General features: G+C 58.7%; 9 protein-coding genes and 2 pseudogenes. 5 read left to right on the top strand and 6 right to left on the bottom strand.

Annotation, left to right across the window (positions count from 1 at the left end; all coding sequences use genetic code 11):
- Positions 1 to 74 precede the first annotated feature (74 nt).
- Positions 75 to 875 carry a M48 family metallopeptidase gene (locus tag N3C12_03905; protein ID MCX8071583.1) on the bottom strand — a complete coding sequence of 267 codons (801 nt, stop codon included), beginning with the start codon at positions 873 to 875 and terminating at the stop codon, positions 75 to 77.
- Between the two features lie 428 nt (positions 876 to 1,303).
- On the opposite strand from N3C12_03905, the gene N3C12_03900 reads away from it, so the two are divergent.
- A complete protein-coding gene (locus tag N3C12_03900; protein MCX8071582.1) occupies positions 1,304 to 2,074 on the top strand; it encodes a 3-hydroxyacyl-CoA dehydrogenase in 771 nt (256 codons plus the stop codon).
- 681 nt (positions 2,075 to 2,755) lie between these two features.
- Here N3C12_03900 and N3C12_03895 read toward each other — a convergent pair.
- The 5 genes and pseudogenes from N3C12_03895 to N3C12_03875 all read right to left on the bottom strand — a co-directional run bounded on the left by N3C12_03895 (position 2,756) and on the right by N3C12_03875 (position 9,151).
- A pseudogene (locus tag N3C12_03895) lies at positions 2,756 to 5,404 on the bottom strand (hypothetical protein).
- Between the two features lie 168 nt (positions 5,405 to 5,572).
- The gene (locus tag N3C12_03890; protein MCX8071581.1) at positions 5,573 to 6,691 is read right to left on the bottom strand and encodes an anion permease; all 1,119 of its coding nucleotides are present in this window, start codon (positions 6,689 to 6,691) and stop codon (positions 5,573 to 5,575) included.
- Positions 6,692 to 6,809: 118 nt separating this feature from the next.
- Positions 6,810 to 7,874, bottom strand: a pseudogene (locus N3C12_03885) (cyclic nucleotide-binding domain-containing protein).
- 179 nt (positions 7,875 to 8,053) lie between these two features.
- Complete coding sequence (locus tag N3C12_03880; GenBank protein ID MCX8071580.1) at positions 8,054 to 8,782, bottom strand: CDP-alcohol phosphatidyltransferase family protein; 729 nt, start codon at positions 8,780 to 8,782, stop codon at positions 8,054 to 8,056.
- Positions 8,783 to 8,947: 165 nt separating this feature from the next.
- On the bottom strand, positions 8,948 to 9,151 hold the full coding sequence (locus N3C12_03875) for a cold shock domain-containing protein (protein ID MCX8071579.1): 204 nt from the start codon (positions 9,149 to 9,151) through the stop codon (positions 8,948 to 8,950).
- 512 nt (positions 9,152 to 9,663) lie between these two features.
- Between N3C12_03875 and lptC the strand changes: the two genes are divergently transcribed.
- The 4 genes from lptC to rpoN are packed head-to-tail and all read left to right on the top strand — an operon-like array spanning position 9,664 to position 13,070.
- Positions 9,664 to 10,260 (top strand): LPS export ABC transporter periplasmic protein LptC, encoded by a 597-nt coding sequence (gene lptC / locus N3C12_03870; GenBank protein MCX8071578.1) that lies wholly within the window; start codon positions 9,664 to 9,666, stop codon positions 10,258 to 10,260.
- A 46-nt stretch (positions 10,261 to 10,306) separates the two neighbouring features.
- Positions 10,307 to 10,822 carry a hypothetical protein gene (locus N3C12_03865; GenBank protein ID MCX8071577.1) on the top strand — a complete coding sequence of 172 codons (516 nt, stop codon included), beginning with the start codon at positions 10,307 to 10,309 and terminating at the stop codon, positions 10,820 to 10,822.
- On the top strand, positions 10,819 to 11,571 hold the full coding sequence (lptB, locus tag N3C12_03860; GenBank protein MCX8071576.1) for an LPS export ABC transporter ATP-binding protein: 753 nt from the start codon (positions 10,819 to 10,821) through the stop codon (positions 11,569 to 11,571). The genes N3C12_03865 and lptB overlap by 4 nt, the downstream gene beginning before the upstream one ends.
- 5 nt (positions 11,572 to 11,576) lie before the next feature.
- On the top strand, positions 11,577 to 13,070 hold the full coding sequence (gene rpoN / locus N3C12_03855) for an RNA polymerase factor sigma-54 (GenBank protein ID MCX8071575.1): 1,494 nt from the start codon (positions 11,577 to 11,579) through the stop codon (positions 13,068 to 13,070).
- The last annotated feature ends 17 nt before the right edge of the window (positions 13,071 to 13,087 follow it).

Genomic DNA, 13,087 nt, shown 5'->3' with positions numbered 1-13,087 from the left:
ATGGGTGGTGTGGCTGTCCCGCACAACAAGCGGATTCCGGTGTTCCTCCGTGCGGCCCACAATGGCACTGAACCTCATCGCCTAGGAGTAGGCAAGGCCAGAACTGGAGCAGGGGATGCTGCCGCAAAGTAGCGCTTTGCCTCGGGAATCCACTTGCGCATATTACGCGCGCGCGTTGCTGGGTCGGGGTGAGTCGACAGTAGCTCGGGCGGCCGCTCCTTGTCGTGCTCCGCAAACCGTTGCCAAAGGCCCAGTGCCGATTCTGGGTCGTAGCCTGCCTTGGCCATGAGGATTAACCCGATATAGTCCGCCTCCGCCTCTTGACTCCGACTGAATGGAAGGACGTACCCGATTTGCGCCCCGAGTCCGAGTGCTTGGTAGATCAACCTCTGGGTTTCCGGAGAACCACCACCTAGCGCCGCCGCCCCGAGAGTCAGCACGACGTCCAGGAGCAATCCTTGGCTCATCCGTTCGCCGGCATGACGCGCGAGCGCGTGCCCAACCTCATGGCCCACCACTGCGGCAAGACCAGCGGTATCACGGGCGAGCGGGAAAATCCCGGTATAGACGGCTACTTTGCCGCCAGGTAGCGCAAAGGCGTTTGCTTCGGCCTTTTCGATGACCGTGAACTCCCACTGATAGTCTGGCCGCTCCGCAACTTTGGCAATGCGTTGACCCACGTCTCGAACAGGGGCCAAAAGTTCTGGATCCTGCGTCACGGCCGACTTTGCCAAGACTTGGCGGTAGGCGTTGACACCCAGCGCAATCTCCGTCGACTCGGGGATTAGGATCAGTTGGGACCGCTTCGTGTACGGCGCCGTCTTGCAAGCAATCAACACAGCCAGGACTAAGAAGCCAAAGCACTTCCTCCACACTGACCTAGCCCAATTCCCTCTTCGCGCTCCTCGGGAGAACATAGCTGCGATCGTTACCGATGGTGGCCGGCCTTCTTGAATACCTCTACCGCTCGTCCACCTACTTTCTTTAAGCCGCATCCCTAATGGTTTAAAAGGGGTTTTTCGAGCTGGCGCGCTCCAGTAGAGCTGTACCCCGGACGATACGGATTGAAACCCGTGAGCTCGCCTCCTTTGCGCCATGATTCTGACTTCTCTGCTCGCAATTCGCCCCAATCAACATAGGCAAGCGATGGTCCTAACTACGGTGGCACCGCAGTGCTCTGAGGGTCCGCCCCGACGGAGGCAAGAGCCGCTGGATTGACGGTTTTCACGAGCGTGGTACACATCGCCAACTTCGGTTCGGATTGCCTGCGGAGACGACCGGTCAGAATGAGGAGGAAGGACGAATGCAATTGGACAAGGCTGTAGCGTTAGTCACTGGGGGGGCGTCGGGTCTGGGTGAAGCAACCGTGCGTGCTTTTGTGGGCAGGGGAGCGCGCGTGGCGATCCTCGACCGTACAAACTCGAAAGGTGCAGAGCTTGCGCGCGAACTCGGCGAAGAGCGGGTGATTTTCGTACCGGCGGACGTGACGAGCGAGAAGGAAGTCATGGATGCGATACAAAAGACGATGGCAAATTTTGGGGCGATCCATATTAACGTGAATTGCGCCGGGGTAGGCACCGCTATGAAAACCACGGGAAAATCTGGCCCGATGCCTCTCGAAATGTTCGAGCTCTGCGTCCGAGTCAATTTGATCGGGACGTTCAACGTTCTTCGTTTAGCGGCAACGGAGATGCTCAAGAACACTCCGAATGAGGAGGGCGAGCGTGGAGTGATTATCAACACGGCTTCGGTTGCGGCGTTCGATGGCCAGATTGGCCAAGTGGCCTATTCGGCTTCAAAAGGAGGGGTTGTAGGCATGACGTTGCCAATCGCGCGGGATCTAGCGCGGGACGGGATTCGTTGCGTCACGATCGCACCCGGCACTTTTGACACTCCGATGCTGGCTCTCCTGCCAGAACCCCAACGCCAAGCATTGGCGGCGAATATTCCGTTCCCTCCACGGTTAGGAAGGCCAGCGGAGTTCGCAGCCCTTGCCACCCACATTGTCGAAAACCCGTACATTAACGGTGAAACGATCCGGCTCGACGGCGCTTTACGCATGCCACCAAAGTAACGACCCGCAACAAGGGTGTAACGCAGGCACGCGCAAGTGCGCCCGGCACTCCACTTGAGTGCCGGGCGCACCGTGGGCGCCTCGTTCGACGCGTCGGGCCTAGCGGCACATCACCGTCGAGCCATTTGTGCTGACACTGCAGGAAGGACGCGGCCCCGCGGACGGATTGAACGCGAGTTGCCCGCAAAGCCCCAGCGCTCCCTCGGCAGCACCACCGAGAACAATCGTAAGCTTAAGGGGCAGCCGCTCGGGATCGACGGCGAAGCTTGCCGCCGACCCAGTCACGGAGAGCCGGTATAGGCCAGGGGTGTGCTTCGAGCGGTCCTCCACCACAGCACGCTCGATTCCTGGCGAGCGCTGCTTGGCTTTATCACGATACGTCCAACGTGTGCGCGTGCCGTTAACCACCCATCCCGGATAACGCGCGTTCGTCGTCTCACCCCAAGGAATCACCCGGTTGTAGATCGGACTACCCGCGCTGTCATCGATTCGTAGCTGTAGACCTCTGGCTTGCGGGTCCACCGTGCCTGATGCCCCCCCCAACAAAATGTCGGCACGCAGGCGAAATCGCTCGTCTCCGAACGGAGGCTGATTCTTGGTGATCGTCAAAGCGGAGGAAACAATCGACCCCCCAACGCCAGAACATGTAATTGCTTCGTTCGTCACATTAAGGGCGCTTCCGGGATCGGTGCCAGCGTCCCGCTCATCCCCGTCGAACACTCCATCTTGGTCACGGTCGAGAGCGATCCTCGGGCCCTCACCTGGGGGTACGCATGTAAAGGTCACTTCCTGACCGGGAGAGTTGGCCAGCGCGCGCAATTCTGCGTCATTCCATGGCTGTTCCTGTTCTCGGTCTGGTTGGAACGTGCCTGCCGCCGTACGGTACCAACCTCGTGCCTCTTCGCCTACTGTCGCCTTCACGACAACATCACACTCTCCGGCTGCCGCCCGGCTCAGGAGCAAATTAATCCGGGGAGTGACGACACCACCATTGTCCGCTCGCAGCGTAATTTGCTGGCCCACAATCGGTGCCAAGTTGCTATCGAAAGCGAGCACAAACTGCTCCACCTGCCGGCGCTCTACGTCGCTCGGAAAGGTAAACACCGTCGCAGTGAAGAAGCGAAACAGTGTGTCCACGCTTCCGTCGTGAAGGAAACCGAATCCACGAATTTGGTCGCCTTGGTGAGCGCTCGAACCGCCTGGAAGCTGGGCGTTCGGGAGCACTCCGAACATGCCGATCTTTGTGTACGCGTTCCGCAGGTGTGGGATCTTAAAGTGTTGGGTTTCCCCTTCGAAGCTCGAGCGGCCATCGGTACCGAAGAAGCCCAGCGACGGATTGAGCGTGTGGCAAAAGTTACACGTCAAACTCCCGGCATCAACGGCCGTATTGAAGAAGAAATTCCGGCCTGCCTGCTGCTCTGGCGTCAGCGAGTTATCGAGGTTACGCACCGGATTTGGCGGTGGCACGACCTTTAAAATGAAGTCCGTGAACCGCTGCATTTGTTCGTCCGAAAGAGGCTGCTTTCGCCCGAGCAGACTCGGGAATGCAACGTTGAATGCTTTGAAGGCCGCTGCCTCATCTAAGGGCGATCCCCCGGGGACATGCCCTCCGGTGCGGTCCCCACGCCAGTGCATGGGGCCGTGGTTGGCGAGGCCACGGAGCGTCTGCGTCGTCATCGGACCCTTGAGAGGATGAAAGCTCGCATCACCGACCGGCCCGATGCGGAAAGGGTTTGGATTTGGCTGTACAACATCGTCTGGATTCCCCAGATCCCACGCTAACGAGTCCACGTCGGCAAATACGTGGCAGCTCGCACACGAGGCTTCACCGTTGCTCGAGGTCAAGCGAGCATCGTAGAGGAATCGTCTTCCCGCAACGATGGAAAAGGGTTCTGGGTTATTCAGCCACACACGCTGCACTTCACTGCGCTTCGCTAAGTCGATCACCGCAATCGCGTTGTCGAAGCGAGTGAGCACATATAGCCGATTCGCCGCTTCGTTCAGCGCTAATCCCGCGGGCCCGCCACCGGCGACTTCAATGTGATTTTTGGCCGACGGGACGAATGTGTCCGTTTCGAGCTCACTCGTTGAGAAGACCCCAACTTTACTGGACCCGAAGGCAGCAACGTAAAGCGTACTTCCATCGTTCGTCACCACGACATCGAGCGGCGTCGCTAAGCTGGCGCGGTTAACCGCTGCCGGTGCAGGAAAGAGATCGTAACGGATATGCTTGTTGAGGTGCCGCGGTTGCACACTCGTCCCGTCGAGCACCGTGATGCGGGCCTGATGGAGTCGGCCCCGAACTGTCGACCCGCCGAAAATGCCTGGGCCTTCAAAGCGTACCTCGTTGAGTGCCTCGGTGTTGGAGACGTACACGCGGCCGCTAGCCGGGTTCACAGCCAAGTTGAATAAAATGGTTCCCACGCCCGCGTACCGTTGCTGCGGGATCTCTTGCGGTGGGGATGTTGTCGCGTCGATCGTGAACACATCGTAGTCGGGCAGATGGAATCGAACCGCATTGCTCCAATCCCGCCCCGCACTGTCGAGCCAGCGACCAGAGGTGCGATCGTACTTGACGATGAGCCCCACTTCCGGGCCGCGTTTGTGTTCAAAGTTTTCGTTCGGCGCGGGCAGTCCTCCCGGTACAACGACGCCAGAAACCGTGCATGGACCGGCTTGAGCTCCACCATCGCAAACCACGGCCTCCCCAATAGCAGTCGTTTGATTCCCCGAGTGGAAAACCGCTGCGTAGACGCGGCTTCCATCTGGCGTAGCGGCCAGCCCCCGCGGGGTGTCGCCGAACAAATGAAGAATCGTCACTGGCGTACCACCCAAACTCCCACCCAAGTTTTCTACATCGAAGACCCACACATCTGCTCGCCCCACACCGGGCGTCGTGAACTGTGGATCAAACGGCACATTCTGTCCCCGGTGTGCCGCGGTGATGAACGCGAGCGAGCGGTTAGGTCCGGCGAACACAATGTCCCTGGGTTCGTCCCCAACGAGCAACGTACGCTCAACCCTTCCAGGCAATGGATGAAGCCGAACCACGCTCACGCTGTCCGACAAGTGATTCACCACCCACACTTCCTCCGCAGAGCGAGCCGCAACTGCCACGGGCTCGAGCCCGACGGAAACGGACGTCAAGTGCGTCAACGAACCGTCGCCGTTGACTGTGAACACTTCGAGTCGATTGTCTGGCGTGTTGACCGCAAATAAGCGACTGCCGTCAGGGGCTAGCGCCAATGGGCGCACCGGGCCGCTCTCAAAAGCGACAAACCCGTGGGCGCAGGGCAGCACAACGAGGAAGTGCCAGAGCCATGAGAGCACAACGCGAACTACCCAGGACCATGCACAACGAAATAGCTTACAACTACGCACGCGTTGTTCTCCCTCGCCTGGTCGGGATCATTTCAGCCAGTTGGACTACACAATGCAAGAGCGACTTTTCCCGAAACCCCTGTGAGGTAAGGAAGTCGCGTCCGACCAGAAGGCCCTTCACGGCACCCAACCCAACAAGCGCCAGTAGGGCACCGACAGTACGATACCGACGAGATACGTGAGTCCGTACGACCACGCGAGCGCACGCACCTGCCGGTGGGTGAACGACCTTTCCTTCGTCCCGAAGTACAGCGCTAGGTAGGCGGGACTTTGGTATGGCATGAACCATATGGCGACAGCCGCACTTGTCACCAGCAAGAGGGGCAAGGGGTGTAAGCCGGCTGCGGAGCAAATCGGTAAGAGGCCAATGACCCAAAGCGAAACGAGCGGAAGACTCGGCAACACAAAGCGGGCGCAGTAAAGCGTACAGGCAACCAAGGGATAGAATACCATTGGCCACTGGGTCGCAGGGGCGAGAATCGGGGCCAAACGAGCCACAAGCCACTGGTCGATTGCCAAATGCCGGACAACTTCAGTCAGGCTCAGCGCGGCCCCAAGGTAAAACAAAAAGTCCCAGTAGATTGCTGAGCGGAATGTAACACGGCCGGGCAAATTGCAAACCAGTAACGCGGTGAGTGCAGCCATCGCAATCCATCCCACGCTCACCCCGTGAAGCGGGGTAGTGATCCAGCCAACGACGGCCGCCCCAAGCACGAGCGCGTTGATGCCCTCGGAGGCTGACATCGGGCCTAGCGCTTCCAATTGTGCTTGGATGAGTCCGTGCGATGCCTTGGGTGGGTGTTCGACAGGGAGAAGCCACCAGGTGAACAGCAGCCCCAGAATTAAAGTCGTGCCCGCTAAAACTAGCGCACCGCCGAGCCAGGAGAGCCAGGTGACCTGTACCTGCGCTGCCTCGGGCAAGAGACTCCACGCGAGGAGATTTTCCGCGGCACCAGTCAAGAAAAAAGGGCTCATCTGGCCGAAGCCCAGCAAGGCAGCCATGGCTAGGCCTGCCGAACCATTGCTCTTGCGAGCGTATCCCAAGGAGTCCGAAAGGGCCAAGACCACGGGGCTAGCGATGGCGACGCCCGATGTCACATCCGGCAAAGCCGGCGTCATGAGAGTGCCACTTACTGTTAGTCCGACGCATTGGCCGCGTTGGCTTAACGGAAAGCGCCGCAACACTTGTAGGGGGAGGCGAAACAACAGCCCCGAGGCCTGCAAGGAGACCCCCACTCCGAGCACCCCAATAAGGAGCCCCCCACTCCGAGCACCCCAATGATGAGAAAGAAGGTGTCTTGCGTGAACCCCGAGACGGCAACATCCGGGGAACGATGCGGAATAGAACCCACGCGAGGATCATCGCCAAGGCAACCACGTAATCTGGCAATGCCTCGGTAATCCAGAGCAATCCGGCTGCGGCGAGAACCGCAAGCATTTTGATCGCCTCGGGGGAGAGTCCGGCGGGAACAGGCAAAAACCATCCCCCACCAGCGATGACCACTGCGGCTACGGCGGAGAGCCATGGGTGGCTCCACAAAAACGCGGTCCTTGGTTCCCGGTTCGGTGCGTTTTCTTCGGGCGCAAGGCTCTGTAGCCGGCGGGTATTCTGCCATCGATCCTGGATCAAAACGCTTCCTGACGTTCTTCCTGACACGCCTACAGACAAGCTTGAGATCCCCGCAACCAACGCCTCGCTATCGCCACCCGATCGCGCGCGCAAGCGATCTGATTCACCGGGTTCACCGCCTTGTTCGTAAAGGACGGCGGCTAGATCCCATTGCTCCATTTCCTCTGCCTTGGCAGCCAAGGTTCGTCGCCGGCGAGCAAGTTCTTCGTCTCCCCATTGTCGTCTCGCTTCTCTCAGCAAGAGCTCACGGGTTGCCGCCTGGGGCACCTGCCTGTTCGTTATCTGTCGAAGAAAGCGGGCCCAGTTGGGTTCGCTGAGGTCGTCTGCTCCTTGGCGCTTCGTCACCGCAGCGACGACTTTGAGCGCCTCGTTCGTTACCGCCGGCAGCAGAGCAAGGTAAAGGGCGTATTCGCGAACGGTCGGGGCTTGATCGGCGAGCCACTGGCGAACATGCTCGGCCCACTTGTGTTGCCAGGCGCTGAGTTCGCGATTCGCTTGATAAAGGCGCTCGCTGAGCACCTGCGTGAGGTGGCGGATGACCCAAGGGTTTTCTTCCAAGAGGGCGTCGAACTTCTCTTTGCTCAGTCTCCAAACCGCCATGGGTACCGTAGCGACCACCGTTGCGCTGCGTGGAAACTCGGCAAACAGTGCTCTTTCTCCGAACCAATCTCCCGGGTCGATGGTCGCGACAAGCTCCCGGTGGCCACGATCCCGGTTGATCAAGACAGCAGCCGACCCCTCCCGTACGATAAAGAAATCCCGCGCTGGCTCACCTTCAAAGCAGAGCACAGCACCCACAGGATGATGTTCCTCGATGAGGTCAGCGATGATCTTCGCGAAACTTCCCCGCGGTAGTGAGGCAAAAAGGGGAATCCGGCGCAGTACGTCGACTAAAGAATCCACGGACGCTCCCCTTTAACTAACGGTCGCAGCGACTGTCTTCGCGCTCTGAAGTCGTGCGGCGATTCCTAAGCAGCACCCTGAGTAGACGAAGGGTTAGCTGCTTTCCGTAGCCTCCAATCCAGGTGGATCGAGAGGCCTAGGTAATAAAGTGGATAGAACAACGAGAGCCAGCCAAGCACCTTGGAAGGATAAGGGAACTGCGCGAGCAGCGTAAACAGACACACTCCCCATACCAGCCCTAAGAGAATCGTCACGCGCCGCGCCACGGGATTTCGGCTTGGGTAAAGATACCGAATCGGCACGAAAACGAGCACAGAGAACACCAGCAGCGTGAACGTATTGAACCAAGTCGGCGTACCGAGCACGTACAAGTAAAAGACGACAATGTTCCAATAAGAAGGGAAGCCCTTAAAAAAGTGGTCCGCGGTCTTCGCATCCACTTGGCAAAACCCGTAGCCGCTGGCCAAGAGCGGTGCGGCACAGACAAGGCGTCCCCACATTGTGGCCGGTACGAGTCCGGCATCGTAAGCCAACACAATCGGAACGACGACGTAGTTCAAGTAATCCACAATATCGTCAAGCCGAGCTCCGTCAAAGGTGGGGAGAACCTGTTTAACCCGAAACCGCCGCGCGAGGCTGCCATCTGTGCTGTCGATGATCGTCGCAACTGCCATCCACAAAAATGCGAGTGCGTACTGATCTCGCGCAATTGCTTCCAGGGCAAGAAAGCCAAGAACGGCCCCGAGAGCCGTGTAAAGGTGCACCGACCAGGCTGCCAACTGGGTTGTGTTCATTCCGGCACCAGGTCCATGTGCACAGCGTACCACTGGGCCCACCGACCAACACGCCACCACATGACGGGCGCTACCGCCGCCCGCCGCAACAGTGCGGCCCGGGTTGCCGCACCGGCTTCCCATGCCCCGGTCAGGAAGCCCAACGTGGGACCAATGAGAACAACGCTACGAGATCTTTGTAACGTTGGCGGCTTGTAATCCTTTCGGGCCTTGCGTGATCTCAAACTCCACGCGCTGGCCCTCCTGCAATGAGCGAAAGCCTTGGCCGTTGATCGCCGTGTAGTGCACAAAGACGTCCTGGCCGTCGTCTTTGGTAATGAAGCCGTAGCCTTTCTGCCCATTGAACCACTTCACCGTACCTTGCACCATGTTGCTTTCCCCTCGTACAGCTAATTTCTCGTGTTTCGGGGAAAGCCGCCACGCCTAGCCGCGCTCCGCTCGATCACTCGCGGGTAACTCGACTGTACGCCGCCTTCACCACGAACCACAGGCCCGCAACTAGCACGCTTCGCTTTAAAAAGGCAACATAAGCGGCCGAACCTCCTTACCCGCCGTGGTTGCGGAGGGCTCCACCTCCGAAGGTTTGAGAAGCGTCAACCCGAACCCTCAATCGAGCACCGGAGCCAGCCACGGGGGGTGAAATGCGCTCCCTTCCGCTGGACCTGCGCTGAGACCAATCAACCGATGCAGCTCGTAGCTTACTCCAGAAATACCAATCTCCACCGGTGGGCGAATCGCGTGCACGCGCGCCAGGCGTGACGCAAAATCCTACCCGACACCGAACCACTTCACTTGCTTGCTCGGCGTGTCGACAAGTGGCACATAGCCCAAGCTTTACGCTCCTAGGCGCTGGTGATAACAAGGTTCCTGCTGAGTCAACAATGAGCCTACGTGCTTTTCACTTCCTCCTCGCCGCAGTCGCCATACTCGCTGCGGTTTTGGTCGTGCAACTGTGGAGAACGGTTCGCGCCGCTCGTTCGGCCGCGCCTCTGATCGCACAGCTAGCGCCCGGGGTCACACAACGGGCGCGGGCGTTTCATCGTTCGCAAGTAAAAGATGGTCGAACGGTTTGGGAGGTGTCCGCCGCTGACGTGGAATATAGCCAGACGCACCGCGAGGCTTCCATTCGGAACGTGAATTTGAAATGGTACCTGGACGAGCGACAGTGGATTGGCATCCGCAGTAACTCTGGGCGCCTGCGCCTTGCCGACGGAGAGATCGATTCTGTGGAGGTGGCCGGAGACGTGGAATTTTCTCTGGGCCCCTACATGTTGCGGATCCCCTCAGCCTTATACGAGCGTTCTCGTGAAACAATTGTGGCTCCAGGGCCGATCCACCTGGCCGGTGGCGGCCTAGAGTTAACAGGCTCACGCCTCACAGTGGATTTGCGGTTGAGCACATTGTTTTTGGAAGGTGAGGTGCACACCGTCTTGCATCCAAATCAGGTTCAAAGGGAGTTTCCCCACGCACCTCTTTAAATCTTTGCGAAGGTTATTGGCAGGTGTTGTGTTGGCGTTGGCATTCATGCCGCGAACCTCTTGGTGTGCCGAAGATGCCCCTAAGGGAGAGGCGGACTGGTTTAGTGCACTTTCCTTCGCCAACAGCCATGCGCCGATCGTTGTGAAGGCTGACCGGCTGGAGTTCCAATACGAATCGCACCTTCTCACGTACTATGGCAACGTGGAGGTCCGGCAAGCGGACGCTGCTCTCTCGGCTAACGAACTCCACATCTCCCTTGCACCGGGAAAAGAAATGCAAATTCGTGAAGTTCGCGCCATCGGAAGTGTTCGGCTTTCGCAAGGCAACCGCTGGGCCACGGCGAAAGAAGCGATTTTCGATCAAGCCAACGGCACGGCCATCCTACGCGGCGACGCGATACTCCACGATGGCCAGAACGAGGTGCGCGGGGATACAGTGACCGTGTTCATCCAAGAGCGGCGGAGCGTTGTGGACGGAGGGCGGGGACGCGTTCAAGCCATTCTCTATCCGGGAGGCGCACATCCTGCGTTAAGAAGGGAACAGCCCGCCGAGAAGCCATGAGTATTTCCCCCGAGTCGCCGGCCAGGAGCCGCACACTGTCTGGAGTTGAGCTTTGTAAGAGTTACCGCGGGCGACAGGTTGTCCGCAATGTTTCACTCGAGGTGCGCGGAGGCGAAATTGTGGGCCTTTTGGGCCCAAACGGCGCTGGAAAAACCACCACCTTCCACATCCTCGTCGGTTTGGTGCGTCCTGATGCTGGTCGCGTCTTGCTCAACGGGCGCGACATTAGCGACTTGCCGCTCTACGCACGTGCCCGCATCGGCATCGGTTACCTCCCGCAGGAGGCATCCATCTTTCGTAAACTCACCGTCGAAGAGAACCTTCTCGCAGTCCTAGAAACGTTGCCGCTGACTCGTGCACAGCGCAAGGCACGTGCACAAGAACTGATGGAAGAACTCGGGGTGCGACATGTGGCGAACAACAAAGGCTTCGAACTTTCCGGTGGCGAGAGGCGGCGGGTGGAAATTGCGCGCGCACTCGTGACTCAACCGCATTTCATGTTGCTTGACGAACCTTTTGCAGGCATAGACCCTCTTGCTATTCTGGACGTGCAACAAATCGTCAGCCAGCTAAAGCAGCGAGGAATTGGGGTGTTGATTACGGACCACAACGTACGGGAAACCCTGGGCATCTGTGATCGCGCTTACATCCTTGCTGATGGCGTCGTCATCGAGCAGGGGTCGCCCGAGGTAATCACCGCGAGCGAGCGTGCACGGAACACGTATCTGGGGAATCATTTCCAGTTGTAACGCTCATGGCGCTGGAAACGAAGCTCTACCAGAAGCTCAGCCAACAGTTGGTCATGACGCCGCAGTTGCGTCAGGCCATCAAGATTCTCCAGGTTTCGCGTCAGGAGTTGGAGGAGATTGTTAGCCAGGAGTTGGAAGAAAACCCAACTCTCGAAGAGGACGTAGAAGAGACCTCCCCAGCGATCGAGCGCCAAAAGCTGACCGACGAAGGGGGTCTCGGAGCGGCCACTGGGGATGGAGAGTGGTCAGAAGCACTTCCCACGAGGGAAACCACCGAGGAAGTGAACGCATCGGAGCACCTCAGCGACATCGACTGGAAAGAGTATTTGCAAAACTACAGTAACGACTGGCAAGCCGCTGCGGCCGAAGAGCCGGTGGATCGGGACGAGGAAGACGAACAGCGCCGTCCTCTAGAGAACCTGCCACTGAAGCAGATGTCGTTGACTGAGCATCTGATTTGGCAGTTGCGCATGAACGGGATTCCGCCTGAGGAAGAGCCAATTGCCGCCGTTCTGCTGGGGCATTTGGACGAGGATGGCTACCTGACGGTGGCGCTCGAGGACGTTGCATTCCAACTGAGGCAAGATTTCGATGTTGTCGAGCGCGTGCTGCACCGCATTCAGGAGCTGGATCCACCAGGGGTCGGTGCGCGAGACCTGAGGGAATGTTTGCTCATCCAGCTCCGTGTCGAGGGGAAAGAGGATTCGCTTGCGTACCGCATCGTGCATGACTGCCTGCCGCTTCTCGAGGGTCGTCGTTATGACCGGATTGCGAAGGAGCTCGGCACTTCCACTGCCGAGGTTGCTGATGCGGCCAAATACATCGCAACGCTCGAGCCTAAGCCCGGCCGGGACTTTGACGAGGGCGAGGTGCGCTACGTCACTCCGGACGTCTTTGTCCACAAAATTGGGGATGAGTTTGTTGTCACGCTCAACGACGATGGTCTCCCTCGCTTAAGGGTCAGCAACTACTACCGGCAAGTTCTCTCCACACCGGGCAACGGCGAGGCCAAAAAGTACGTCCAAGAAAAGCTCCGTTCCGCGGCCTGGCTGATCAAGAGTATCCAGCAACGACAGCGGACGGTACTTCTCGTAACCCAGAGTATCGTCAAATTCCAAAGGGAATTCTTTGAGCATGGAATCTCCCATTTAAAGCCGCTCGTGTTGAAAGACGTTGCGATGGACGTCGGCATGCACGAGTCGACGGTAAGCCGTGCAACCGCAAACAAATACGTTCACACCCCCCAAGGCACCTTTGAACTCAAGTTCTTCTTCACGTCGAGTTTGCACACCGCCGATGGTGACGAGGTGTCCGCGGAAAGTGTGAAGGAGCGCATCCGCGCAATCATCGCTCAGGAAGACCCGCGCAATCCTTTAAGCGATCAGCAAATTGCCAAGATGCTCGCTGCGGAAAACGTTGACATCGCGCGCCGGACCGTGGCGAAATACCGGGAGCTGATGGGGATCCTGCCGTCATCGAAGCGGCGGCGTTCGCTGTAATGCTCTTCGCTCAAGGA

The organism is Candidatus Binatia bacterium (assembly GCA_026415395.1).
Classification (GTDB): Bacteria; Desulfobacterota; Binatia; order HRBIN30; family HRBIN30; genus HRBIN30.
The sequence above is the reverse complement of the archived record's forward strand: the minus strand, read 5'-3'. Positions and strand labels throughout refer to the sequence as shown.